This window comes from Chryseobacterium rhizosphaerae, from assembly GCF_003385455.1.
GTDB lineage: Bacteria > Bacteroidota > Bacteroidia > Flavobacteriales > Weeksellaceae > Chryseobacterium > Chryseobacterium rhizosphaerae.
Map to the genome: position 1 here is coordinate 1 of NZ_QNUF01000020.1, position 25,725 is coordinate 25,725.

The following is a 25,725-nucleotide window of genomic DNA, read 5'->3' on the forward strand; positions in this document are numbered from 1 at the left end:
TTTTGCTTTGGTAAGATTTGAGATCTTGTATGTAAGATTCCTCTTTCAGTTCCCTTTCGTTATAAACAAACTGTATGGTGTTCATATGAGGTGTATTCACATCCTTGTTGCCACCCCAGCTTATGCTGCTGATCATGGCAACACGGGTTCCCTGGATATAACTGTATGAAATGTAATTTCCCTGTGGATCTTTCCATTCACTTATATTATACTCAGTTGGAATTCTGGCATCTGCACCACGGCCATACCATGCCTGGGAACCATCCTCGAAAGTTACTTCCCAATATTCCGGACCATACCATCCGGCAGCAGCTCCTACAGATTTAATCTTGATATTAGAATACTTCTCCGTCACATATTCTCCACCATCCCTGCCATATTCTCCGGATTTTAAAATCAACCTCTGGCCGTTATAGCTGTAATAATCTGAGTAGTTCAGCTGGACTCCCTTTACTTCTTCGGCATTCTCTATATTCTTTGCAATTCTTGTGATACTCGTTGTTCCGGAGATGTTCCATCCATATCCGGCAATACCATTTCCAGATCCACTGTTGTAAACCAAACTCACCTGGGGGGACACGTTTTTTATACCCGGTGGAACATCAATAGGTAAAGTAAATTGTAACTGTCCGCCTTTGGTAACCTCGATATCCCCTTTGGTATCGTGAAAATTCGGTCCTGTCTGTGAAAAACAGAATACGGAAATAAAAGATAATACAAAGGATGAAAATAATTGGAGTTTCTTATGATAATATTTTTTCATAGCATTATCTTTTAGTGATGTTTTTACTGAAAGCTCTTCCGTCCTTTAGCGTAAAGCGCAGTACATATACGCCCCAGTCATAGCCTGTCATATTAATCTTCAGCTGCCTGTTAAGGTCAGGTAAATTCTGTTGCTGGAATTTCCAGTGTACCGTACTATGCTGGTATAAAGAGACGGATTCTATGAGTCCGTCTGCTTTTTCTGTCCAGTCGATCGTTAGAACATCGCTGACCGGAACAGGATACAAACGGATTTGTTCCCAGAATGTTTTTTCATCCATCAGCTGTGATCCCGCTAAAGAAGACGTTTTGGATTGTTCAGAAGCCTGTTTGGCTGCAGAGTCAGGACCCCGGTACCGTTGATTCCCGGCCTCGTCATACTTAAAGTAAACTTCTGTTACCTGGGCATACGATAGTCCCAGAGATGCGCATAAGAGGGATGCGCTTAAATAGATTTTTTTCATTTGTTGATTTTTTTGTGAATATAAAAGCTATTTTTAATTCCCACTACAGGGAAAATACCATTTTCATATGGGGTTTTTACGGTAGAATGTTCTACCCTGATAAAAAGAGTGTTTTCATAAAAATATGGTTTTAAATTTTTGTGTTTCAGTTTCGTAACTAAAGCAAAGCTACAGTAGCATGGCGCCAGAACCTGTCGTATTTATCACCAATTGTTTAATATTGAAAGAATGCTTGCATTCCTTTAATGCTAATTAATTGTGGTATTCTTGATTTTGTTTTCATTTTTATTTCTTTACATTTGTAAAACAATTGATACTGTTTTGTTATACAAATATACACCGAATATTCATATTTACAATATTTATACACCGAATATTCGCATTTAAATTATAATCACTTGATTATGAATGGTAAAACTTTAAAGCAAAAGCGGAAAGCTATTAAATTAACACAAACTCAATTAGCTCATAATTTAGGGGTATCAATGCGAACAATTCAGAACTGGGAAGGAGACATCAATGCTATCCCTAAAATTGTAGAAGTATATTTTAAGAACTACACCGAATATTCGCAATATGAACAATTAAAACAAGATTTAGAACAAAAGAAAGAAGGCCCATATAATGAGCTTCCTATTGAAGAGAAATTGAATGTTTTGTATAAGTTGTGGTTAGAATACTTTATGGATGAAAATAAATCAGGAGATGATATCAAAAAGGTAAATAGAACCATTCATGGTTTAGTCAGTAAGGATGCTCACCAAGACAAGTATATTATATTTATGAGAGATAAAATTTTGGAACTAGAAAAATCTCTTGAAATTCAACAAGAAATGACTAGGCAGATTCTTGAAATTGTAAAAGATTTAAAATTAACAACACATTAATTTCTATTAATCTTGAATTTTTTTCCTTTACATGAAACTAGAGTAGGATTTGGGGTTCTAATAATGACATATCCTAAACTTTTTGCAAAGCCATCTAAATCATTTAATTGCCCTTTAAGTGCTTCCTGCATTTTAATTCTGATGTCGTCCATTTTATTCATGAATTCTCTATCGAGAACCAATTTGTTACAATGATCCTCGCATAACTGCTCGCTTAGGGCGTTAAGAATTTTGAAATCATCAAAGTGGTTCATAGGTTAGAATTTTTCTTAAGAATTGTAGAGAATCTTTCTAGAGTAGTATCTTTAAATCTATCAACAATTAAAATTTTTTGATAATAAATAAATAATCTATAGAGTCCCCAAGCGAACAGAGCAAAAGTTAAAATTGACCCAATAAGTCCACCTATATTAAAATGATTTTTGTCAAAAAATATAAATTGAATTAGTAAAATATACTGGATAAGTAAAGATATTATTACGGCAATTTTAGGAAACAAACGTGCTCCAAAATTTAAACCTACAAATAAAAGACTTAATGTAACCGGCCAGGATAAAAAAAATAGAACATCATCTAAATCAAGTGTACTTTTTCCAGTAACATTTGGAAATGTAATACTTGTATCAATAAAATAGCCTGCAAGATTATTAGCGAATGGCATTACTGCTGCTAACAAAACAAGAAAAGAGGCAAAGTATTCGATAATAACTTTACCAAGGTTTGTCTTTTGGTTTTGTTGGATCGACAGTGTCTGTCTCTTGTTGATTAATTGCTGCTCCATCACTTTGTGCTTTTAAAGAATCACTTTCCAGTTGTTCAGTAGGATTTATGTTCTTGGCTGTACTTTTCTTTTTTATAATTTCTTTATTAGAGAGAGTCATTTCCTCTTTTTTGCTATTTATCTCATCATCTTCTCTTACACAAGAAACTACACTAAGAAATAGTATTGACGCTAGAGCTATTTTTATTGTTTTGATTTTCATTATATACAATTTTTTGGATAATCGTAAAGTTACAAAAATCATTATATATCTCCTTACTGTGAATATCAAATTTATAAAAAGTTTTAAAATAAACAAATAATAATTCAAAATTATGTGAAAATAAATATGAAGACCTCACGATCAGAGTCGTAATAAAAGGATTCTGCGCATTTGCTTCTATCTTTCCTCGTTTATATTTTTGTATTTTTATGAAAATATTGTAATATTGATATTGGTTTAGTTATAGAGAAACCGAGATTGGACAAGGTCACAAAAAAAACAATGATTCGTCTTCAACAAAGGAAGAAGAACAAAAGGAAAAAATAGTACTTAATAATTATTCCGGTTAAACATTATTCAAAAAAACATATAACCCGATTAACGCATTTATTAAATTCATGCTCTTATGAAACTTCCCAAAGAAATAGAAGATCAATATCTGAAAGAGGTGATTTACAATAATTCCTTAAATAACCTTCCGAATGAAGAATGGAAGCTAATTGAAGGTTTTGAGAATTATGAAATCTCTAATTACGGAAGAGTGAAGAGTCTAAAACGCATTACAGTCACACCACGCAGCAGGCGTGAGGAACCGGAAAAGGTTATGGAGCTGTTTTTTACGAAGTATTCTAATAAATATCTTGAGCGAAGTTATTACAATACTTTTTGTTCATTATCATCGGAAGGGGTAAAATACCGGAAGTCGATAGCCCGTTTGGTGTATTATCATTTTATAGAAAAGTATGATATGGATAATAAGTCTGTTGTTATTTCTTATAAAGACAGCAATAGCTTCCACCTTCATTATAGCAATCTGGAGCTGCTTTCCATTAGTGAACAACGCTATAAAATGTTCAGGAAAAACAGAGCCAGAAGCTGGAAGAGTGATTATCAGCAACCTATAAGCCAATACACTATTAATGGTGATTTTGTAGCTTCTTTTAATAGCATTTATGCTGCTGATAAAGCGCTCGGTATTGCTAGTGGCGGTATTCTGTATGTATTACAAAGAAAAAATTTTACAGCAGGTGGATTCCGATGGTTTTATAAAGAGTATCAGCCTGAAAAGGAAGATTTTATATTTACTTCAAAAAACAGAACAAGATCAGCAAGGACAAATGATGTTCTTAATATCAACCTTTGGATGAGGCTGGGCAAACCATTAATTGACGAAAATAATCCGCCTGCCTGCATGAACCTCTCACTTAATGATTTTCCCGGTGAAAACTGGAAGCCTGTCCCCGATTTTGAAAAAACTTATCTTGTTTCGAACAAAGGGAGGGTTAAGCGATTGAGCGGATGGATCGTTGGGAAAAGTAAAACGTACATGGGTGAGCAGATTATGAGGCTTAAGTTTGAAGTTAAACCTAATAATAAAGATATAGTTCGCTTCTCTGTCTCCCTAAGGAATGATAAGAAGGGGGTTCAAATAACTCTTAACCGACTGCTTTATTATTGTTTTGTGAAGCCATTTGATTTGAATGATAAAACGATTGTAATTAATAACCAAAGCCAACCTATGTGGAATATTGAGCTGTCAAAGCTGTCTTTGTGTTCTTTGAGTTCTGTACTCAAAGGAAAGAACAAGATAAGACCAAAAAAGAAACAAGGATAATTTTTGGGACTCTAGGGGCTCAAAATTTCCCAGAACCCTTTTACCTATTGATTTTTTCACATTCAACCCTTTCCTAAGTTTATCATACATCATGTCTAATCGCGTGACCTTTCCCCAGATGTATGGAACAGCCTAATAACAAATCTTCTGACTCTGTTTCCAAAGTCAGAAGAATATGTAAACCTTTACTTGATAATGGTTTCAATTAATTTTTTTCGTAAATATATTATTTTTTTGGCAGAAATACTTCAGCAAGCATACATCTTGCACTTCCACCACCATTTACTTCAATAGTAGTAAGATCTGAATAGATAATTTCACAATATTTTTCAATGGCTGCTACCTGCTCAGGACTCAAAGACTGATAAGCTGTCTGGCTCATTACCAGGAACTTTTCTCCATCTTTATTTTGAACCTGAAGCATATTTCCTGCAAACTGCTGCATTTGTTCCTCAGAAATTTCTACAATCTCTTTTCCGGAATTTTTGATCGTTTCAATTACTTTTTCTCTTTCCAGCTCATCATCAATACAATCGAGACAGATTACCACAAACTTATCTGCCACACACATCATTACATTGGTGTGATAAATAGGAAGTCTTTCTGTACCTACTGTTTGATAAGAATGAAAAACAATCGGTGTGAAACCATATTTTGCACAGAAATCTCTGAATAGCTGTTCATCCAATCTTAGAGAAACAGATCCGTAAGCAATTTTGTTATCATGATCGAAAATCATACTTCCTGTTCCCTCCAGAAAATGTCCCTGAGTTTCAGAAAATGACCAGTCATCAATTTCAGCAACATCAAATCCTTGATCCTTGATGCTTTCAATAATATCTTCTCTTCTTTCCACCCGTCTGTTGGACGCGAACATGGGGTATAAAACCACTTTCCCGTCCTTATGGAAGCTCACCCAGTTATTAGGGAATATAGAATCCGGTGTATGAGGATCCAGGGTATCTTTTATGGAGATCACATTGATTCCTTTGTTTCTCAGTTTTCCGACAAAAGTATTGAATTCAGCCAAAGCCTTAGACTGAATATCAGCTCCTGTCTGCTCAACCTGGAAATAATTGTTTTTCGCAGTTTCTGCGTTATAACCGAATGCGATCGGCTCTATCATTAATACGGTATCTGTTGTCTGCATTTCTTTTAAGTTTGAGGGTGTTAGTGTATGAGGGTTTGTGAGTTATCAGTCATATTTTTCAATCTTTCTGTTCTGTATCGAGCGAAGAGAATGAACACCATTTTTCTGATTGCCCCATCATAATAACTAACATTCCAATAATTTGATTATACTCATTATTTAATTTTCCAAACTCTTCAGTATTGATATACTCACAAGCCAAAGCAAACTGAAGCCATGTTTGGGTTTCCCTTGCCTCCCCTTCAGAATCTGTGAGTTTAGCAATAAAGGATCTTTCATATTTTCTTTTTCCCCAAGCCTCACTAATATTGGCTGAAACGGATCTTGATGATCTTCTGATCTGATCCGTAAGGGAATAGAGTTCTTCTTTTGGGAAAGATTTTGAGAGGTCATAAATTTGCTGTGCCATATCAAAAGACTTTTTAAAAACCTTCAAATCCTGGTGAAATTTAATCGTTGACATAATTTGATTATTTAAGATTAATAATTCACTTAAACACTCCAATGCTCCTACTCTACTACTTTCCCATTCAATTACTCTCTCACAAGAGGCATAGTAGAACATCTCAATAAACCACCCATTTTAGAGATCTCTCTGTAAGGTATTTCTTCTACGGTCATTCCCCATTCATTTCTCAAATGGTTATTCATTCTGGTAAAAGCCTTATCAGACACTACAATTTCCGGTGAAATAGAGAAAATATTCGGGAACATTTCAAACATCTCATCGTCATTAATATGGAAACAGTTTTCTTCTCCAAAAATATCGATGATTAAGCGGTAATCGCTTTCGTCTACAAATCCGTTTTTATAGATGATACATTTGTCTTCTCCAATGGGGTTAAAGGTACAGTCTAAATGCAGAATTCCTTCAAATGGAACTTTATCATTTTTCTTCAATTCGAGATCAATGATTCTTTTCTTTGGAAAATATTCTTTTAAAATTTCTATGGCATATTCGTTCGTTCTTGCCGTTTTATAATTTCTGTAATCTTCGCTGAAACAAGTTCCTATAAAAAGAAAATCATTCCAGACAATTACATCACCACCTTCAATATGTGCTGTTTCCGGAAGATTGATAATTTTTCTCCAGGCTACCTTTTCAAAAACGCTCTTATATGCTTCCTGTTCATCCGCTCTGTCAGCAATCACATTGGAAATAATCATTTTATCATCAATGACAAAGGCTACATCTCGTGAAAAAACCTGATTGTAATCTTTGATAATGCTAGGGCGAAGCACCTCAACATCATATTTCTTTAATACTGCCTCAAAAGCATTCATTTCATTGATAATATCCACCTCTTTAGGATAGATATTGTGTTCGATTGAGTAATATGACTTGGCGTCATAACTTTCTTCTAATGTGGGAACTGGTCCCAAAGAATTAGGCTGGCCTAGAACTACTGACTTCAGCCTTCCCGTTTCGTTTTTAATGTTTAGTCTCATAAAGATTTATGCAATACTACAAATATAAGTAAAGGACTCTACCTGCAAAACTTTTGCATTATTTTATCCGGCAATTTTGAATTTATTTATACAATAACTCCACCTGGAATTTTCACTTCCTTCTTAATATTTCGCCCCATTTTCCGGAATAAAATCAAAATTTTCTATCATCCATGATCTACAACCTACTATATTCCATCTACATAAGGATAAAAAAAAATAGCATTATTATAGAATATTTTCATACTTTAGTGATATAATTTTCGCGAAATTATAACTAAAACTTAACTATTTAACATCAAAACAACAAAATCATGAACAAGAACAATCCAATGCTGAAAAATGCACGAAAATTAGGGAGAGATCAACAGAAATCCGTTATGGGAGGAGCTCCTATCTCAACTGGCAGAAGATGCTGTGAGTGGGATGAAAATGGAGTATGCTATATCTGGACATGTGACAGATGTCAGTGCCCATAAATAAATTAAGAACCTGCTTTTTCAAGCAGGTTTTCTTTTATCTTGTCCTGTTCTCCTCTTCGGTCTTCTGAATTTCTTTAGCCTGATATTTTGAGCTACCGAAATTATAGCTTAATGAAAGAAAGAACCGGCTGCTGTCCCACCAATGACCTAAACGATTATCCATAATCTGTTTATGCCGGAATTCCAGGCGTTGGTCATATGAATCAAAAATATTATTATACCCAATTTTAGTATTCAGCTTATTATCCAACCAAAACTTCTGTACTGAAAGATCTACCGTATAACGCGGTTTGATGATGTAAAGGCTGTTCCCGCTTTTAGATTCATAATTCGCAAACAGATTAATAGTATATCCTTTTGGCAGAGTGAAAACCTGGTTTAACCTGATTTCGTAATTACAAATTTTCAATGCAAAAACATCGTCAAGATAAGGTCTGAATTCATAATTATAATATCCTGCAAACTGGCTGGTTACAGTCCACCATTTCTTGATTTTCAGGGGGAAACTGGTTTCCAGAACGGCAAATTTTCGGTAAGGAAGATTGGTTCCCAGATACTCCAGCACATTCGTTTCAGGATTATAGATTGGATAACGGGTCATTACATCTTTTTCTTTTCCCAGGGTAAAACTTGTAATCCAGTTCTTGTAGCGATAAGTAGCTTTGATCTGGCTGGTAAAAGAAGGTAGCAGATAAGGGTTTCCTATCCAGTAATTCAACGGACTAAAATAAAACCGGAAGGGGTTAAGCTGTGAAAAAACAGGCCTGGTTATTTTCCTGCTGTAGGAGAAAGACAGCTCGTTAGATGGATTAATGGTATAACTTGCACTGAAAGAGGGTAGCCATTCCAGATAATTTCTTGAAACCAGAGAGTCTACGGTAATGGCATTGGAAATACTGTTTGTATTTTCAAATCTTATTCCTGCATTGATCTGAAGTTTTCCCAACTTTTGCCTGTACGCTAGATAACCTGCCCATATTTTCTCTTTATAGGAAAATATATTGCTTCTTGCCGGATCAAATACAAACTGTCCTGCAGCTGATAAGGTATCATACCTGATATTATTATGAGTATCTGACTGGCTGTATTTAATTCCTACTTCCATATCTGCGCTTCCAATCTTTTGGGAAGCATCAATTTGGCCCGTATAAATGCTAATTTTATTAAAAAGATCAGATTTCCAGTAGGATAATAATGCTGATGATCCTTTATTTCTATTGATAAAATCGTCCTGTTGTTTGTTTTTAACGGAGAGATAATTACCCAAAAAGTCAATTTTAAATCCTTTATTCTGGAAAGAATAATTAGCCGTCATCCCATAATTATCCTGCGAATAAGAAATAGGATTTTCACTTTCGGTATGGGAAACAAGTTTCGTTTCACTTTTGTCAGTTGTATATAGAGATCCTGAACGGATACGATCATTTTCCCGGAAGTTACCTCTTAGATTTATACTCACCCGGTTTTTATCATTCACTCTGAAATCTACTCCGGTTTGGATACTATAAACGGCTCCCCTATCTTCCTGATAGGTTTTGGTTCGCATAACATTCGTATTGGCAAGCCGCTGCAGTGCGTGATAACGATATGTCGAAATTCCATCATTGTATCCTGCCTGTACACTATAAGCAACCTTTCCTGTATTATATGTTAAATTCAGAGAATTCTCCCGGGTACTGAATTTGTTTATATAGAGATTTCCATTATAGCTTCCTTTCCAACCAAGGTTGGTATTCTTTTTTAGTTTAATATCAATAATCCCCTTAAATTCTGCATCATACTTTGAAGAAGGATTGGAATTCACTTCTAGAGACTCCACCATTTCTGGCGGCAAAGACCGTAAATATGCCTGTAGCTCCTGATTAGTCATCACCACAGGTTTTCCATCAATAAATATTGCCGGAGTCACTCTTCCCCCGATAAAAATCCCACCCTCCTGGTCTATGGCAACTCCAGGGGTTTTTCTAAGGACTTCAAAAAGGTTCGTTGATGTTCTAAAATCTTTATTACCGGAAACAGCCATCACCACATTTCCATCATTCAACTTGATACTACGTGAAGCAGACTGAATAATCACTTCTGAAATCGCTGTTGTTTCAGATTTGTCATCGATAAGAGAATCTGAAACTTTTCTTTTTAAAACATCCTGAGCTTTCCCAAAAGTTGACAACAACAAAAGCAACATGCACAGCCCTAATTTAATCATCATAAATTTTAAATTTTATGAATCAAAAGTATCGGCTTAAGGTAAGAATAGGGTTTTAAAGTTTAAATTCCGCAGTACGAAATTATAAATTTGAACTCTGAAACTTAGATTCTGCGGGAGTTTGCAGTTGTTTGTACAAAAGAGGTGTTGTATTTTTAAATCTCTTAAATGTAGAAAAAAATGTAGACTTGGAATTGAATCCCACCTCGTATCCTATCTCTTCAATCTTTAAACAGGAACCGTTTTCAATTTTTTCACAGGCTTCATCAATTCTGTATTCATTGATGTATGTTGAAAAACTTTTACCCAAATTATCATTCAGCAACTGAGAAAGCTGATGGGCAGACATATTCATTCTGGAAGCGAGATCACTTAATTTCAGATTTGGATTCTTATACAGTTCTTCTGACTTCATCAATCGTTCCAGCTTTGAAACAAAACTGTCCGCCCGTTCTCCAGAGATTTTCTTATTAGAATATTTATTAGGCTCTTTCGTGGTAACCTGCTGATATTTTTTGTTGAAGAAAATCAGAAAATTAGCATACAATACAAATGAGAATACCAAGCTTCCCCCTGCACAGTAGATCGCCACCCAACCTGTAGAGATCAGCTGATATGTCAAAAAGATAATTACATTACTGAGGAGTACAGTAAGAACAAATTTATTGGCAATTTTAATATTCTGCTTTGAAAATATATAATACTGGTATACGGCAAGAAATACGAATACCGACCAGACTGTATAAATAAAAGTTCCAAAATAATGATCCCAGGTAACCGGAAAAAATAAATAAAGCAGTCCAACAGTTCCTAAAATAAGGGTTAATATTCCAAACATCCGTCGGCAGCTTCTCCAATCAAAGTCTTCCTGCTGAAAAGAAGATTTAATGTAATAAAATAAAGCCGGACCTGTAAAAAACAATGCTGAGAACCCCAAATGTGGAATAATCCTCGGTATTTCCGGATAGAAATACATACCTACTGACACCCCCACTCTTATACTTAACATCAGCAGCAGCAGCCCCAGGAAAAAATCGGGTACATATTTCAGTTTTTTGACAAACAACAGATAAATTCCCAGCAAAAGCCCATTGAAAGCTCCTACTGCACTGAAAAAAAATAACAACTGTTGTCCTAAGGTCATGATTTACTAATTTTTATTTTTCTAGCAGAAATACGTTACGAAGGCACCCATAGAAACAAATTTTTAGTTTGTTTTACGTCATAAAGTTTATTCATTTGGCTTGAGTCAAAACCTGTATTCTGCAAAAGTAAATTTAATAAATTATTGAATTGAAATTCAAATAGATAAATATTTTTTAGGTTTTGGCTAAAGCCCATGGAATTTTTGTTTATTTCCAAACGGGCTAAAGCCCTTTCCTATTGAATAATAAGCGTTGTGGATAAAACATTATTTGGATCCTTGGGTTGGCAAAGATATACTGTAAACAACGGCTAAGGGTCATAATGAGAATAGTTGTATTCATTACTGATCACTCACTACCCACTCCTATACTCCTAGCCCCGATAGTAACGGTTACCCCGCAACACAAGCTGGAAAGCCTGAGGATTTTGGGATGGCAGGGTATTGGCGTGAGGAGTATGAGTGGATAGCGGGAAATAGCTTCTGATCCTGAAAAACAAAAAATCCCAAAGCGTACTTTGGGATTTTGTTATGATAAAATGAAAGATTATCTGCTTGCAATATCGATGTAGTTTCTTTCCTGAGCTCCTTGGTAAACCTGTCTTGGTCTTCCGATTGGATCTCCTTTCAGTCTCATCTCTTTCCATTGAGAAATCCATCCCGGAAGTCTTCCTAATGCAAACATTACTGTAAACATTTCTGTAGGAATTCCTAATGCTCTGTAGATAATACCTGAGTAGAAGTCTACGTTTGGATATAATTTTCTTTCAATGAAGTACTCGTCCTCAAGGGCTACTCTTTCTAACTGCATAGCAATGTCAAGAGCTTTGTCCTGGATACCAAGTGCAGTAAGGATATCGTCAGCTGCTTTTTTAATGATTTTCGCTCTTGGGTCGAAGTTTTTGTAAACTCTGTGTCCGAAGCCCATTAGACGGAAGTTATCATTTTTATCTTTAGCTTTAGCCACATATTTAGATACGTCACCACCATCTTTCTCGATCAGCTCAAGCATTTCGATTACTGCCTGGTTAGCACCCCCGTGAAGAGGTCCCCAAAGTGCAGATACTCCAGCAGAGATAGAAGCGAAAAGACCTGTATGTGCAGAACCTACCATTCTTACTGTAGAAGTAGAGCAGTTTTGTTCGTGGTCAGCGTGAAGGATTAATAATTTATCTAATGCATTAACTACTACCGGATCGATTTCGAAATCAGCGTTTGGTAATCTGAATGCCATTTTGTAGAAGTTCTCTACATAGCTTAGGTTGTTATCACCGTGGTTTAATGGTAAACCTTGAGTTTTTCTGTAAGTCCACGCACAAAGGTGAGAGAATTTAGCAATCATCAACTCAGCAGCGTGATCCATTTCTTCTTTAGAGTTTACGTTAACAGCTTTAGGGTTAAAAGCAGTCAATGCAGACGTCATAGAAGAAAGAACTCCCATAGGGTGAGCAGAACGAGGAAAAACATCAATGATCTTTTTCATCTCATCTGCGATGAAGTTATATTTTTTAATATTGTTGTCGAAAGAAGTAAATTGATCCTGAGTAGGTAATTCTCCATGTAATAAAAGGTACATTACTTCTGTGAAGTTAGATTTCTCAGCAATCTGCTCGATTGGATAACCTCTGTAGAATAATTCTCCTTTATCTCCGTCTAAGTAAGTGATGTCGCTAATAGTAGCTCCTGTATTTTTGTAACCTAAATCCAGAGTGATTAAACCTGTCTGGTCTCTTAATTTTGAAATATCAATCCCTCTGTCTCCGATAGTACTATCCACGATAGGATATTCATATGAATTACCGTCGTAATTCAATATTACTTTGTTGTCTGACATTATTTATTTATTTTTTTTAAATATACCACTTTCCATAAAATACGGCAAACAAAAATTATCGCTTGCCGTCATTTATAAATTCAATTATCTTTTAATTTTAAAAGCCTCTAATCCTGGGAAAATTGCTGTTTCTCCTAAAGCCTCTTCGATTCTCAACAGTTGGTTATATTTTGCCATTCTGTCTGATCTTGAAGCAGACCCGGTTTTGATCTGTCCACAGTTCATAGCTACAGCTAAATCAGCGATAGTAGCATCTTCTGTTTCTCCTGATCTGTGAGACATTACTGAAGTGAATTTGTTATTCTGAGCCATTTGTACTGCAGCCATTGTTTCAGAAAGAGATCCAATCTGGTTTACTTTTACAAGAATTGAGTTGGCAATTCCTTCTTTTACTCCTCTTGATAATCTTTCTACGTTTGTTACGAATAAATCGTCACCTACCAATTGTACTCTGTCACCAATTTTATCCGTTAACATTTTCCATCCTTCCCAGTCATTTTCCTGCATACCATCTTCGATAGAAATAATAGGATATTTAGCGGCCAATTCTGCTAAGTAAGAAACCTGCTCACTGCTTGAGAACTGAGCAGCATCCGGAGTTTGGAATTTTCTGTAATCGTATACTCCATCTTTGTAAAATTCTGAAGCAGCACAGTCTAATGCTAACATTACATCATCACCTGGCTTATATCCAGCTTTTTCAATAGCCTGAAGTAAAGTATCCAAAGCATCTTCAGTTCCTTTGAAAGTAGGTGCGAAACCACCTTCATCACCTACTGCTGTAGATAAACCTCTTGAATGAAGGATAGATTTAAGGTTATGGAAAATCTCAGTTCCTTTTCTTAATGCATGAGAGAAAGAATCTGCTTTTACCGGCATTACCATAAATTCCTGGAACGCAATAGGAGCATCTGAGTGAGACCCACCATTGATTACGTTCATCATAGGAACAGGAAGTGTGTTTGCATTGACTCCTCCTACATATTTATATAAAGGCATTCCCAATTCTGCAGCAGCAGCTTTTGCTACGGCTAAGGAAACTCCCAAAATAGCGTTAGCTCCAAGATTTCCTTTGTTTGGAGTTCCATCAAGATCAATCATGATCTGATCGATATAGTTTTGTTCAAAAACCGGCTGTCCAACTAAATTTTCGGCAATTACTTCTTTTACATTTTCAACAGCTTTCAGAACTCCTTTTCCTAGATACTCTGAACCACCGTCACGTAGCTCTACTGCTTCATGTTCTCCTGTAGATGCTCCCGAAGGTACAGCTGCACGTCCCATTGCTCCGCTTTCTGTAAACACATCCACTTCAATGGTAGGATTACCTCTGGAATCTAAAATTTGTCTTGCTTCTATGTAAGAAATTGCACTCATTTTTTATTTTTTTTAGTTTATACAAATTTAATCAAAATTTAACTTTTTGGGGGTATTAAGTGTCATCTTTTAGAATAATTTCAGAGTTAAATTTTAGTTAATTTTAATATTATGATAAGTAAGAATTCAAAAATGAAACATCCATCTCTTCATTTTGTTGTCTATATCATTTAATACAGGAAAAAAACCTTCTTTGATTTGTTTCAAAAAAGGTTTTATCATACTTAAACCTGCTCTATTTAGGATAAACTTAAAAGGTATTAATGGCTATCAGTCAGACAAATTCGCAGCTATGGAAAAAAAGCCAAAAAGATTACCGTTATCCGGATCATATTTCACGGTTATTGGCAGCCAGATTGTTTTGAAGAGGTTTATTCTTAAAGTAGAATTGAGACTGAAAATACTCTTTGGAAAATTGGAGGTTTTTCCAAACTGATGTTCCAGCTGGGTAAAGAATTTAAACTCCATCTTGGGCTCATTATCTTTATTCTCAAGCAAGACTTTATTCACTCCAAAATTGATCAAACCTACCTGATTATCATAATTTGTAGCGGGCTTCAATGTATCTTTAGAAACTTTAAATGAGGCATTAGCTTCTATTTCCCAAGGTTTTCTTTGGAGTTTATTAGAAATTCCTACCGTCATTTTTGTTGCCACGTTATAAATTCCCTGTTTATTTTCTCTGTCATACTCCATGGCCGGGGAAACGGTCCAGAGCATTCTTCTTGAATAAGTTTCAGCAACTTCTTTATACAGCATTTTAAGAGGGTCTTTTCCTTCCCGGTAGCTTTTTACAATTCTCTTATAATCTTCATCATCTGTTCCTCTAAAAACGTCACGATCAAAATTGATTTGATTAATGTCATTTGTAAGCATCATAAAATCACCTTCTTTTTTGGCATCGTCCCATTTTTTGTTTAGAAATTCCAGTTCTTTAGTATTGATATAGTCTTTTAGTGCTTCAAGTTCCCCACCTATAGCTGTCTGCACTTCATTTATTTCCTTATCCTCTAAACCCTCCAATACTTTGTCAAATCCTATTTGTTTCAAATGACTTTCATCAGGACTTAAATTCACCTTTGAAAATAAAGCCCGTAATCGTTTGTTGATTTTTATCTGGGCAAAGCATGGATCCTCATATTTTGAGCTCTTATTTAATGATTGCAATATTGAATTGATCTGTGTTTTTGTCGAATCAATTTTCTGATTGCTGATCTCTTCTTTTTTTATTCGTAAAGCATGCAGTGATTTTTTAATATCAGCCTGTATAAACACATTCTTTTCAAGGGCTGCAAAATCTTTGGAATCCAGCTCTTTTGTTTTTAGGTCTTTATTATTAACAATCGCGGTTGTAAATCCAAAATAAATACTTGATATAGAATTTTGTTCATTGGCTTTTAGCTTAAAATCAAATGAAGTCTGCTTAATAAAATCACTTGGGCTACCTTTTGAAAGATGGAATAAGGAATCAATGGCATATAGTGTTGTATTAAGACTGAATGATTTCTCTTTGCTTGTAATATTATTCAATGCCGTTCTAAGAAATGTTGTCAGGATTTCTTTGGTATTATCCGTCTTATAAAGGTTGGTCGCTTTATTGATCTCAGCTTTATTTACTGGCAATTTCATACTTTCATCCTGTTGTGCTTTTATATAGCAACTGAGACATAAAAACACAAATACTATAATGTTACCTATTGTTTTCATTTCTTTGTTTTTATGATATATCCTGGTGAAAAATCTGTATTTGAGAATGCAGCCTGAAAAGGTTTTGTAATTTCGCCTGTGATGCTTACCTCAAATGTTCCAAACGTAAATCCTGTAACATCTACAATATATGAGGTCCCTGGTTCCAGGTCATCAAGTTCAAAAATGAAACTTTTGTAGAATACTTTTCGTACATCATAGGGTTTATTGGTGGCGTTAGAACTGAATACATCAATTATTGCCATGTTGTTTTCACCTGTACATGTTCCTTGAATGGTTAACTTTTTCATGATCTTAGTTTTTAAATTATTGTTTATTGGGTGAAGGGGCTAAAAGTCCGGCTAGCGCGCCTATTGCCCCTGATGAAATGGCTGTAAAAATGGTAATCAACTGGGTATCGAAACGGAGATTATTCATTGTAATAAGGATCAGTCCTGTTATAATACCCAGAACAGCTAATCCAAGCATAATCACTATAATTCTGTAGATCCAGTAATCTGTGTCTTTTGGATTTCTTATTTCCACATTTTTTAATGCTTCTACAGGATTGAGTTTAAATTTCTCCTGGAGATCAGTATTGTTTTTTAAAGCAATCTCCAGATCTTCAATACTGTCATTAATTAAAGTTTTCATGGCTATTTGTTTTATAGATCAAATTTCCATCTAAAAAACACGCCTGTCAATTACACAAACGGGTGATTATAAAAACAAAACAGCACCATTAAAAAATGATGCTGTTCAAAAAAAACTAATAATTATTTACAGTGTTATCTTAAAGAGTAAGCAGGTTCCCGAATCTCCGGAGGACTGTTCAAACTCACCGCCTTGTTCATTCATCCTTCTTCTCATATTCCGAAAGCCATTCCCTTCCCGCTGCCCTTCGGAGATTCCAATCCCGTTATCTGATATTTTCATAGTAAAGACATTTTTTTCCTGGGAAAATGAAAGTTTCAGTTCATCTGCGCGGCTATGCTTATACCCATTATTAACCGCTTCTTTCAAACATAAAAAAAGATTCCGTCTCAGTTCTGTAGAGATGGGAATTTCTGATACAATATCTATGCTTTCTGACCATAGTTTTATTTGGGTCTTTTTCAGAAAATGATCAGCATATTGAATTGCATAGTCTATAAAGCTACCCAACGTATCATTTTCTGAATTCAGGCTCCAAAGCATTTCCCGCATGGAGATATTCATTTCTTCAGACGTTTTCAGCAATTCATTGATATCATCCTGCACGTCATCTTTTTCTACTTTCTGTTTTAGGAATTCAGCCTGAAGCTTAAGGGCTGAAATGCCTGCTCCAAGATCATCATGCATATCATGGGAAATACGTTCCCGTTCCTGCTCTATTGATTTTTGTTTTTCAAGTTCTTTTTGGAGAAGCTGGTTTTGATGCTCGACCTCTTTGAGTTGTTTCTCCTTGAGGTATAAAAGCTGTCTCTTATTATACATTAACACAACAAAAACAATAAAACAGACAAACAACATCATTATTGAGATTGCAATAATATAAGCCAATTTGATATCATCCTGAATATGGGTCATAGAGTTGATCGTCTTTCATATTTAATTAGTGCTATATAAAACATACTATACATCATAATGTTAATAATATTCTGTCCAACTTTTAAAAACTGCAGAAATTCGTTATCATTCTCTGCGAAAAAAAACATTGGGGTAACCCTGAAAATAAAAAAACAACTCCACATCAGCAATGCAGTAGAGATCCAGAAAACAGGATCATTTGTAATTTTATGCTCATCAAAAAAGGATATTTTCTGATAAAACCAGAGCATCGCATTCATGATGTAAAATAAGGTAATTGTTATTCCTATTCTCTTATCAAAATCATTTTCTAAAAAATGAGTACAAAAAAATATATAGCCTAATGATAGGACTGTACTCAACAGGGCTATTTTTTTTATAATGCCTTTAAAAAGCAATGAGTAGTAAAAATAAAAGAATACAATACAAAAGATAAAATAAAGATTGTACTGCAGTCCTACCTTCACATCGGGATTACACTGGTCTCTTGTGAAGGAAAGCCACTCATTCATAAAAGTGATGAGAAAATAAACAAAAAGATAATTCTGGGCAGAGAAAGAATATTTTCTACCCAGATAAAAAGATTTTATTAAAGGAAATAATAATAGTATCTTATATATAATTCCTATCAGCATTTTGATTAGGGTTTTAAGTCACCTGCATCATAATAAAAGTTGATAATATCACTTGATATATTCACATCCCTTGCCGCACTTGTATCATCGTAATTCGTTTTTACAGCAAATGAAATTCTTGAGTCTTTATTTTTGGTGTAGTCTATTAAAGTACCGTCTTTTCTAGTAAAATCTTTAAACTGAATGTATTCAAACTGAAGATCAATAATTTTGTGTAGAGTCATTTTTTCAATATCACGTGTCATTTGAAAATACCTTTTTATATCATCAAGGGTATATATAATCATATCACAAGGATCATTTTTACTCACACTGTCTACCAGTTTACTTTTGAAAGCGTCAAATTTTTTCTTTTTATCTTTAAATATACCATTTGAATCCGGCACGAAATGATCGCCTGATAAAATATAGAGAGCATCTTTATCATAGTTCAACATATCGTCATCTGACAGGGCCATTCCTAAAGATAGAGAGTCGTTTGCATCTGAAAGGAAAAAGAACTTTGCATATTTTTTATTAGCACTATTGATCATTTTTTCAAAGTCACTATAGTTTAAATTAATTTTAAGATCAGATTTTAGATTCAGTTTTTGAAAATTCTCTTTACCTTTTATTATTTCTTCATTGGAAATTCTGTCCAGAAAATCAATATGAAGGTTTCCCTTTTTATCTGCGGATGCATTTTTATCTGTACTTGTTCCCACTTTATCAGTATCTCCCGATTTTTTACAGGTTATTAAAAACAGCGGCAATGCTAGTAACGGAATAATCTTTAAGAATTTAATAGTTTTCATGGTTTCTTAGTTTTTAGTTTGGTTGAGTTTATTGATGGCCTCCACTTTATTATTGACGTGAAGTTTTCTGTAGATATTTCCAACATGTTTTTTTACCGTATCCATGCTGATGAATTTTTTATCGGCAATTTCTTTGTACAGAAGCCCCTGTGAGAGGAGTTCCAGGATTTCTTTTTCGCGCTCGGTAAGCTCATCAAAGCCTTTAACCTCGGGAGCTTCTTTTTCAAAATGATGCAGAACTTTTCGGGCGATAGAGAAACTCATGGGAGCGCCTCCGTTGTGTACGTCCCGGATAGAGGAAAGAATTTTATCCATACTTTCCCCCTTTACAAGATATCCCATAGCACCTGCTTTTAATGAATTGAAGATTTTTTCATCCTCTTCAAAGCTTGTACACATAATAAACTGGGTATTGGGCATGTCTTTCCGCAATTTGAGTATGATTTCAATTCCCAACATATCCTGTAACTGAATATCCATCATCACAACATCCGGAGAAATACTGGCGAGATTATTCAGGGCATCATTGCCATCAAAGAACTGAGCAATTACTTTCATGTCCTGTTGATAATTGATTACCTTCTTCAACGCATTGTTGTAGTTCTTCTCGTCTTCTACTATGGCTATAGAAATACTCATGTCCTTTTTGTTTGAAACAAATTTCAATAGAAAACAAAGCCGAATCAATTACCCCTTTGGGTAATTTTAAAATCAGAGTTTACATTTATGGTTCAGTCTTTAGTTTTATTAAATTTAACTAATTTTTCGCTTCAAAAAATATATTATTTGAAATTATTTTGAAATAAATAAACTTAATATTGAATTAGTAATAATTTCACAGTGAAACATCAGAAGTTATTTCACAAGCTCTTCCAGAATCGGATGGTCAATACTGCTGATTGAAGTGTTATTTTCAAATATCTGTTCAAATATCTGAATCTTATTGCTTCCTTTCTTCAGCCACGCTCCGGGAATATATAAGGTTTGTTGAGGGCCTACCTTACTCCAATAGCGTCCTATATTTTTTCCGTTGATAAAAACGATTCCTTTCCCCAGCTTCCGCATATCAAGAAAAGTATCTCCTGTTTCATTAAGAATAAATTCAGCTTCCTGAACCACGGGAGAATGGGACGCTATATTTTTCATTTTATCGGAAAGCTTGGGAAATGTATCAAAAGGTAAGGGAAGCATTTCCCAATTTCCGGAAACTTCAATACCGTTTATTTTTACCGGGCTGATAATTCCTTTTACATTGTGAACAATATCAGCTCCGTAATTAATCCGGCCCATATTTTCCACCAAAATCTCCAGGCGGTTTCCGGCTTTGATTTCAATATCGAGATCATATTTTTTATTAACTCTGTTAAGTTCTCCTTTCCAAATACCATTTACATAGACATTGGCATAATCTCTCAATCCTTTTATCTCCAATATACCTTTCTGATCTTTGCCGAATTTTCTTCTATACAAAACGTACCCATGTCCGGTATTTAAATCTTCAAAAGTGAGCAGCTGATTATTAACAACAGGTTTCTGCTGATCCGTGGTATCAAACAGACTGTTAATCTTTGAAAACTTAATTTCAGGAATGCTAATTACTTTAATGGGATTGGGTACTTGCGGAAGAGGATCTGGATTGATTTTTTGAAATGCTTTCCTTAAAGCAATATATTTCGGGGTAGCCCAACCCGCCTCATTGATAGGGGCATCGTAATCATAACTTGTAAGATCGGGCTGAATATCGTGGTCTTTATCATAATTGGCTCCGCTTGTAAAACCGAAGTTTGTCCCGCCATGGATCATATAATAATTAAAGGAGATTCCATTTTTTATGTACAGCTCGGTCTGTTTCAGGACCTCTTCCGTGGAAACTTTTACAAATGGTTCAGCCCAATGATCCAACCATCCCGGATAATATTCCGCAACCATATACGGTCCTTTTCCGTTATTGTATTCATTAATGCTTTTCTTTAAAACATCAATATCACTTTCCCCATTTGCAGTGGGCAAAGCTCCTTCAACAGATCCTCCTTTGAAAAGTGAGCTTCCGTCTGAAGTAAATAAAGGGGTGGAAATTCCAGCCTTCAAAAGCATATCTTTTATTTTATGGCTGTATTTGCGGTGCTGTTCCAAGGGAATATCTTTTCTTTGGGCAACATATGATCCAAATTCATTTTCTGTCTGAACCATAATCACGGGACCACCGTTATTAATCTGTAATGGAACAATTTGTTTAGCTAGCTGGTTGATATATTTTTCACATTCCTCTAAAAAAGCTTTATTATCAGTCCTTATTTCGAGCTCCTTGTTCTTTTGCAGCCACCAGGGATATCCGCCAAACTCCCATTCTGCACAAACATAGGGGCCGGGACGAATAATAACATATAAGCCTACTTCTTTGGCTGTTTTAATGAATTTCTGTAAATCCTTCTCGCCGGAAAAATTCCATTTGCCGGGGGCTTCTTCATGGTAATTCCAAAAGACATAGGTAGTAACAGTATTCAACCCCATGGCTTTCATCATTTGAAGACGATGCTTCCAATAAGATGATGGAACTCTTGGATAATGCATTTCTCCTGAATAAATGATGAATGGCTTTCCATTCAATAAAAACTGACCCTCTTTTATTTCGAAATTTCCTTTCTGAGAAAATGCTAAATTTGTGGAGAGAATGAACAGAATAATACATATATATTTGTTGAAATTCTTCATAGTATAGGGCATGATTTTTGTAAAATTAAATTACAAAAAAATTAATTTGAATATCAAAAAAATAATCATGAAAAAAAGCATTTTGGTACTGGGTGCAGTACTTACATTAACAGCAATAAGCTGCAAGAAAAGTGAAAGCGGAAACAAAAGCGTTATCAAAGCAGACAGTTCGGAAACCTTAGTGACTGATACTAACGGAAAAGTTGATTCAGTAACACAAAGTTCATCGACCATAGAGGTCAATGGTCAAAAAACTGAAAAAACCGATTTTGTTTATAAAGCAACAGACGGAACATTGGTAAAAGTAGTTTTCAAAAATGATCCGAAGGAAAATACAGTAGCTATTACCAGCAATAAGAAAACATTCACGTTACCTAAAACGGAAACCAAAGATGGTGAAACCATTTATAAAAAAGATGATATGACAGCCAGGGTAAAAGGAGACAGCCTCCACCTTGAGCAAGGCAATAATATTATTGAACTGAAAAGAACAAAGATTTAAGTTGGAATCCGGTTTCGGATTTGGGGCTATCAACTATCCCAATAGACTACCAATAAAAAAACCATCCGGAGTCCGGATGGTTTTCAATTTATATCTGAATGAATATTATTCCTCAGTTTTTTCTTCAGTAGTATCAGCTTTTGCTTCTTCTACTTTTTCTTCTACTACTGGAGCATCAGCAACTACTGCTTCAACTTTTTTAGATGTAGTAGCTCTTCTGCTTCTTCTTGTAGCTTTTTTCTCTTCAGCATTAGGGTTGTAAAGCTCGTTGAAATCTACCAATTCGATAAGAGCCATATCAGCAGCATCACCTGGTCTGAAACCTGTCTTAATGATTCTTGTATAACCACCGTTTCTTTCAGCGATTTTAGGAGCTACAGTTCTGAATAATTCAGCAACCGCAAATTTATTTTGAAGGTAAGAGAATACTACTCTTCTGTTATGTGTAGTATCTTCTTTTGCTTTTGTTAATAGAGGCTCAACATATACTCTTAAAGCCTTAGCTTTAGCTACAGTAGTGTTGATTCTTTTATGCTCAATTAGAGAACAAGCCATATTAGAAAGTAAAGCACTTCTGTGAGAAGCTGTTCTTCCTAAGTGATTGAATTTTTTACCGTGTCTCATTATTAATTATTTATCAGCGTCTAACTTATATTTTGCAACGTCGAAACCGAAGTTAAGACCTTTTGAATGCACTAATTCTTCTAGTTCTGTCAAAGATTTTTTACCAAAATTTCTGAATTTCATCAAATCAGACTTACTGTAAGAAACAAGTTCTCCAAGAGTTTCTACTTCAGCTGCTTTCAGACAGTTAAGGGCTCTTACAGAAAGATCCATATCTGCTAATTTAGACTTAAGAAGTTGTCTTGTATGAAGAGTTTCTTCATCGTATTGGATAGATGCTTTTACAGCTTCAGTTTCAAGAGTGATTCTCTCATCAGAGAATAACATGAAGTGATAAATTAATATCTTAGAAGCTTCTGTTAAAGCATTTTGAGGACTGATGGAACCATCAGTTTCTATATCTAATACAAGTTTTTCGTAGTCTGTTTTTTGCTCTACACGATAATTTTCAATGCTGTATTGTACTTTCTTGATTGGCGTGAAAATAGAGTCAATAGCAATAGTACCAATAGGTGCATTGTTTGACTTATTTTGTTCTGAAGGAACATACCCTCTACCTTTTTCAATATTGAAAGTAATTTCGAAAGTTACATCACTGTTTAGGTTGCAGATCATTAAATCTGGGTTTAGAACCTCAAATCCGTTGATAGACTTTCCTAAATCACCAGCAGTAATAACCGTTTGACCTGAAACTTTAGCAACAACCTGCTCGTTAGCCTGGCCTTCTGCTGTAGCTTTTAATCTCACCTGCTTAAGGTTAAGAATAATTTCGGTAACATCTTCGATTACTCCTGGAATAGTTGAAAATTCGTGCTCTACACCTTCTATTTTGATAGATGAAATAGCGTATCCTTCCAGAGAAGAAAGTAACACTCTTCTCAAAGCATTACCTATTGTAAGCCCGAAACCTGGTTCTAAAGGTCTGAATTCAAATTGACCTTTAAATTCATCAGAGTTAAGTAAAATTACTTTATCGGGTTTTATGAATTGTAAAATTGCCATATTATTGGGTTGAGCAAAAATTTGATTAAAAAATTATTTAGAGTAAAGTTCGACGATAAGGTTCTCCTTGATGTCTTCCGGAATTTGGATTCTTTCAGGAGCAGAAATGAAGGTACCTTCTTTCTTCTCATCGTTGAATTGTAACCACTCATAATTTGCTTTAGAAGCTAATGCATTTGTTACCACGTCAAGAGATTTAGATTTCTCTCTTACAGCGATTACATCACCAGCTTTTACCAAATACGAAGGGATGTTAAGAATTTCTCCATTCACAGTAATGTGTCTGTGAGAAACTAGTTGTCTAGCACCAGATCTAGTTTTAGCAAAACCTAATCTGTATACTACGTTATCCAATCTTGATTCACAAAGTTGTAAAAGAACTTCACCTGTTACTCCTTTGCTTCTGTGTGCTTTTTCAAATAGGTTAGCAAACTGTCTTTCTAAAATACCGTAAGTATATTTAGCTTTTTGTTTTTCAGCTAACTGAACTGCATATTCTGATTTTTTAGCACCTCTTCTTTTGTTAGGACCGTGTTGTCCTGGCGGTTGGTTTTTTCTCTTTTCGAAGTTCTTATCATCTCCGTAGATTGCAGCTCCAAACTTTCTAGCAATCTTAGTTTTAGGTCCAATATATCTTGCCATAATGGGTAAATTCTAAAAATTAAACTCTTCTTCTTTTAGGTGGTCTACATCCATTGTGTGGCATTGGCGTCACATCAACGATTTCGCTAACTTCAATTCCTGAATTGTGAATCGTTCTGATAGCAGATTCTCTACCTGCACCAGGACCTTTCACATACACCTTTACTCTTCTTAATCCAGCTTCGTGAGCAACATTAGAGCAATTTTCAGCTGCCATTTGAGCAGCAAAAGGAGTGTTCTTTTTAGAACCTCTGAATCCCATTTTACCGGCAGACGCCCAAGAGATAACCTCTCCACTTTTATTTGTTAAAGAAATGATGATGTTATTGAAAGAAGCTTGAATATGTGCTTCACCAATAGCTTCAACTTTTACTTTTCTTTTTTTAACTACTTTACTTTGTTTTGCCATAATTCCTAACGATTATTTACTTGCCTTTTTCTTGTTAGCAACTGTTTTTCTCTTTCCTTTACGGGTTCTAGAGTTGTTTTTCGTTCTCTGGCCTCTTAAAGGTAATCCTAGTCTGTGACGTATTCCTCGTTGGCATCCTATGTCCATCAATCTCTTGATGTTCAATTGCACTTCAGATCTTAATTCTCCTTCTACTTTTACGTTGTCAGAGATATATGTTCTGATTGCAGCCAATTCATCGTCATTCCATTCGTTGACTTTCTTGTCTTCGCTGATACCGGCAGCTTTAAGGATTTCAGAAGAAGTACTTCTTCCTACTCCATAGATGTAAGTTAAACCGATAACACCTCTTTTGTTTTTTGGTAAATCAATACCTGCAATTCTCGCCATAATTTAATGTTAGCCTTGTCTTTGTTTAAATTTTGGGTTCTTCTTGTTGATTACAAATAGGACACCTTTTCTGCGTACAATTTTGCAATCAGCGCTTCTTTTTTTAATTGATGCTCTTACTTTCATTTTGATAGTATTTATTTTTTAACAAATGCCAAATGGAATGTTTATTCCATTTGGCTATTTTGTTTAATATCTAAATGTAATTCTCCCTTTCGTTAAATCATAGGGAGACATTTCTAGTTTTACCTTATCACCAGGTAAAAGTTTAATATAGTGCATTCGCATTTTACCAGAAATATGAGCAATAAGTATATGCCCATTTTCAAGTTCTACACGGAACTGAGCGTTCGAAAGTGCTTCCGTTATAACGCCGTCTTGTTCAATATGTTTTTGTTTTGCCATAA

Annotated in this window: 30 protein-coding genes; 4 read left to right on the forward strand and 26 right to left on the reverse strand. The window is 35.0% G+C overall.

Going from position 1 to position 25,725, the window contains the following annotated elements:
* Together DRF57_RS15745 and DRF57_RS15750 are read right to left on the reverse strand one after the other, a co-directional pair.
* Positions 1–763: SpvB/TcaC N-terminal domain-containing protein (locus tag DRF57_RS15745; RefSeq protein WP_317126109.1), on the reverse strand; the 763-nt coding region annotated here is incomplete at its 3' end.
* A gap of 4 nt (positions 764–767) precedes the next feature.
* Positions 768–1,226, reverse strand: coding sequence for a hypothetical protein (locus tag DRF57_RS15750; RefSeq protein WP_241508031.1), 459 nt, complete (start codon positions 1,224–1,226; stop codon positions 768–770).
* A gap of 404 nt (positions 1,227–1,630) precedes the next feature.
* On the opposite strand from DRF57_RS15750, the gene DRF57_RS15755 reads away from it, so the two are divergent.
* Positions 1,631–2,113 carry a helix-turn-helix domain-containing protein gene (locus DRF57_RS15755; protein ID WP_115919552.1) on the forward strand — a complete coding sequence of 161 codons (483 nt, stop codon included), beginning with the start codon at positions 1,631–1,633 and terminating at the stop codon, positions 2,111–2,113.
* Here the strand turns inward: DRF57_RS15755 and DRF57_RS15760 are convergent.
* From DRF57_RS15760 to DRF57_RS15770, 3 genes are read right to left on the reverse strand one after another with little or no spacing between them, the layout of a single operon-like run.
* Positions 2,110–2,367, reverse strand: a complete 258-nt coding sequence (locus DRF57_RS15760; RefSeq protein WP_115919554.1) for a hypothetical protein — start codon at positions 2,365–2,367, stop codon at positions 2,110–2,112. The genes DRF57_RS15755 and DRF57_RS15760 overlap by 4 nt on opposite strands.
* Positions 2,364–2,894, reverse strand: coding sequence for a hypothetical protein (locus tag DRF57_RS15765; RefSeq protein WP_123863334.1), 531 nt, complete (start codon positions 2,892–2,894; stop codon positions 2,364–2,366). Before DRF57_RS15765 ends, DRF57_RS15760 begins: the two co-directional genes overlap by 4 nt.
* Positions 2,824–3,096 carry a hypothetical protein gene (locus tag DRF57_RS15770; RefSeq protein ID WP_115919558.1) on the reverse strand — a complete coding sequence of 91 codons (273 nt, stop codon included), beginning with the start codon at positions 3,094–3,096 and terminating at the stop codon, positions 2,824–2,826. Before DRF57_RS15770 ends, DRF57_RS15765 begins: the two co-directional genes overlap by 71 nt.
* Positions 3,097–3,502: 406 nt before the next feature.
* Here DRF57_RS15770 and DRF57_RS15775 point away from each other — a divergent pair, with 406 nt between their 5' ends.
* Positions 3,503–4,711, forward strand: a complete 1,209-nt coding sequence (locus tag DRF57_RS15775) for an NUMOD4 domain-containing protein (protein WP_115919560.1) — start codon at positions 3,503–3,505, stop codon at positions 4,709–4,711.
* A gap of 226 nt (positions 4,712–4,937) precedes the next feature.
* Here the strand turns inward: DRF57_RS15775 and ctlX are convergent, their stop codons facing one another.
* The 3 genes from ctlX to DRF57_RS15795 all read right to left on the reverse strand — a co-directional run bounded on the left by ctlX (position 4,938) and on the right by DRF57_RS15795 (position 7,310).
* A complete protein-coding gene (ctlX, locus tag DRF57_RS15785) occupies positions 4,938–5,861 on the reverse strand; it encodes a citrulline utilization hydrolase CtlX (protein WP_047491507.1) in 924 nt (307 codons plus the stop codon).
* 58 nt (positions 5,862–5,919) lie between these two features.
* Complete coding sequence (locus tag DRF57_RS15790; RefSeq protein ID WP_115919562.1) at positions 5,920–6,324, reverse strand: four helix bundle protein; 405 nt, start codon at positions 6,322–6,324, stop codon at positions 5,920–5,922.
* A 71-nt stretch (positions 6,325–6,395) separates the two neighbouring features.
* Complete coding sequence (locus DRF57_RS15795) at positions 6,396–7,310, reverse strand: dimethylarginine dimethylaminohydrolase family protein (RefSeq protein WP_047491500.1); 915 nt, start codon at positions 7,308–7,310, stop codon at positions 6,396–6,398.
* Positions 7,311–7,624: 314 nt separating this feature from the next.
* On the opposite strand from DRF57_RS15795, the gene DRF57_RS23675 reads away from it, so the two are divergent.
* The gene (locus tag DRF57_RS23675) at positions 7,625–7,789 is read left to right on the forward strand and encodes a hypothetical protein (protein ID WP_157969904.1); all 165 of its coding nucleotides are present in this window, start codon (positions 7,625–7,627) and stop codon (positions 7,787–7,789) included.
* Between the two features lie 37 nt (positions 7,790–7,826).
* Here DRF57_RS23675 and DRF57_RS15800 read toward each other — a convergent pair whose 3' ends face one another.
* The 11 genes from DRF57_RS15800 to DRF57_RS15855 form a co-directional block, all read right to left on the reverse strand.
* A complete protein-coding gene (locus DRF57_RS15800) occupies positions 7,827–10,001 on the reverse strand; it encodes a TonB-dependent receptor domain-containing protein (RefSeq protein WP_115919564.1) in 2,175 nt (724 codons plus the stop codon).
* A gap of 79 nt (positions 10,002–10,080) precedes the next feature.
* The gene (locus tag DRF57_RS15805) at positions 10,081–11,142 is read right to left on the reverse strand and encodes a helix-turn-helix domain-containing protein (protein WP_115919566.1); all 1,062 of its coding nucleotides are present in this window, start codon (positions 11,140–11,142) and stop codon (positions 10,081–10,083) included.
* Positions 11,143–11,689: 547 nt separating this feature from the next.
* Complete coding sequence (locus DRF57_RS15810; protein WP_047491490.1) at positions 11,690–12,976, reverse strand: citrate synthase; 1,287 nt, start codon at positions 12,974–12,976, stop codon at positions 11,690–11,692.
* Between the two features lie 84 nt (positions 12,977–13,060).
* Complete coding sequence (gene eno / locus DRF57_RS15815) at positions 13,061–14,353, reverse strand: phosphopyruvate hydratase (protein ID WP_047491487.1); 1,293 nt, start codon at positions 14,351–14,353, stop codon at positions 13,061–13,063.
* Positions 14,354–14,623: 270 nt separating this feature from the next.
* Positions 14,624–15,982 carry a hypothetical protein gene (locus tag DRF57_RS15820; RefSeq protein WP_123863335.1) on the reverse strand — a complete coding sequence of 453 codons (1,359 nt, stop codon included), beginning with the start codon at positions 15,980–15,982 and terminating at the stop codon, positions 14,624–14,626.
* A gap of 74 nt (positions 15,983–16,056) precedes the next feature.
* Positions 16,057–16,350: a hypothetical protein gene (locus DRF57_RS15825; RefSeq protein ID WP_115919570.1), complete on the reverse strand. Its 294-nt coding sequence runs from the start codon at positions 16,348–16,350 to the stop codon at positions 16,057–16,059.
* 16 nt (positions 16,351–16,366) lie between these two features.
* On the reverse strand, positions 16,367–16,693 hold the full coding sequence (locus DRF57_RS15830; RefSeq protein WP_115919572.1) for a hypothetical protein: 327 nt from the start codon (positions 16,691–16,693) through the stop codon (positions 16,367–16,369).
* A gap of 126 nt (positions 16,694–16,819) precedes the next feature.
* A complete protein-coding gene (locus DRF57_RS15835) occupies positions 16,820–17,608 on the reverse strand; it encodes a sensor histidine kinase (protein ID WP_047491473.1) in 789 nt (262 codons plus the stop codon).
* A gap of 640 nt (positions 17,609–18,248) precedes the next feature.
* Positions 18,249–19,037 (reverse strand): hypothetical protein, encoded by a 789-nt coding sequence (locus tag DRF57_RS15845; RefSeq protein ID WP_115919576.1) that lies wholly within the window; start codon positions 19,035–19,037, stop codon positions 18,249–18,251.
* Positions 19,038–19,043: 6 nt separating this feature from the next.
* Complete coding sequence (locus tag DRF57_RS15850) at positions 19,044–19,676, reverse strand: response regulator (protein WP_047491464.1); 633 nt, start codon at positions 19,674–19,676, stop codon at positions 19,044–19,046.
* 216 nt (positions 19,677–19,892) lie between these two features.
* Positions 19,893–21,749: a glycoside hydrolase family 35 protein gene (locus DRF57_RS15855; RefSeq protein ID WP_115919640.1), complete on the reverse strand. Its 1,857-nt coding sequence runs from the start codon at positions 21,747–21,749 to the stop codon at positions 19,893–19,895.
* A 67-nt stretch (positions 21,750–21,816) separates the two neighbouring features.
* On the opposite strand from DRF57_RS15855, the gene DRF57_RS15860 reads away from it, so the two are divergent.
* On the forward strand, positions 21,817–22,251 hold the full coding sequence (locus DRF57_RS15860; protein WP_084086626.1) for a hypothetical protein: 435 nt from the start codon (positions 21,817–21,819) through the stop codon (positions 22,249–22,251).
* 105 nt (positions 22,252–22,356) lie between these two features.
* Here DRF57_RS15860 and rplQ read toward each other — a convergent pair whose 3' ends face one another.
* The 7 genes from rplQ to infA form a co-directional block, all read right to left on the reverse strand.
* Entirely contained in the window at positions 22,357–22,875 is a 519-nt protein-coding gene (rplQ, locus tag DRF57_RS15865) for a 50S ribosomal protein L17 (protein WP_047491461.1), read from the reverse strand.
* Positions 22,876–22,881: 6 nt separating this feature from the next.
* Positions 22,882–23,877, reverse strand: a complete 996-nt coding sequence (locus DRF57_RS15870) for a DNA-directed RNA polymerase subunit alpha (RefSeq protein WP_047491458.1) — start codon at positions 23,875–23,877, stop codon at positions 22,882–22,884.
* 33 nt (positions 23,878–23,910) lie between these two features.
* Positions 23,911–24,519, reverse strand: a complete 609-nt coding sequence (gene rpsD, locus DRF57_RS15875; protein WP_047491456.1) for a 30S ribosomal protein S4 — start codon at positions 24,517–24,519, stop codon at positions 23,911–23,913.
* A gap of 19 nt (positions 24,520–24,538) precedes the next feature.
* Positions 24,539–24,928, reverse strand: coding sequence for a 30S ribosomal protein S11 (rpsK, locus tag DRF57_RS15880; protein ID WP_047491454.1), 390 nt, complete (start codon positions 24,926–24,928; stop codon positions 24,539–24,541).
* Between the two features lie 12 nt (positions 24,929–24,940).
* Complete coding sequence (gene rpsM / locus DRF57_RS15885; RefSeq protein WP_047491452.1) at positions 24,941–25,318, reverse strand: 30S ribosomal protein S13; 378 nt, start codon at positions 25,316–25,318, stop codon at positions 24,941–24,943.
* A 9-nt stretch (positions 25,319–25,327) separates the two neighbouring features.
* Positions 25,328–25,444 carry a 50S ribosomal protein L36 gene (gene rpmJ / locus DRF57_RS15890; protein WP_007839480.1) on the reverse strand — a complete coding sequence of 39 codons (117 nt, stop codon included), beginning with the start codon at positions 25,442–25,444 and terminating at the stop codon, positions 25,328–25,330.
* Between the two features lie 63 nt (positions 25,445–25,507).
* Complete coding sequence (infA, locus tag DRF57_RS15895) at positions 25,508–25,723, reverse strand: translation initiation factor IF-1 (RefSeq protein ID WP_034684855.1); 216 nt, start codon at positions 25,721–25,723, stop codon at positions 25,508–25,510.
* Positions 25,724–25,725: the final 2 nt, after the last annotated feature.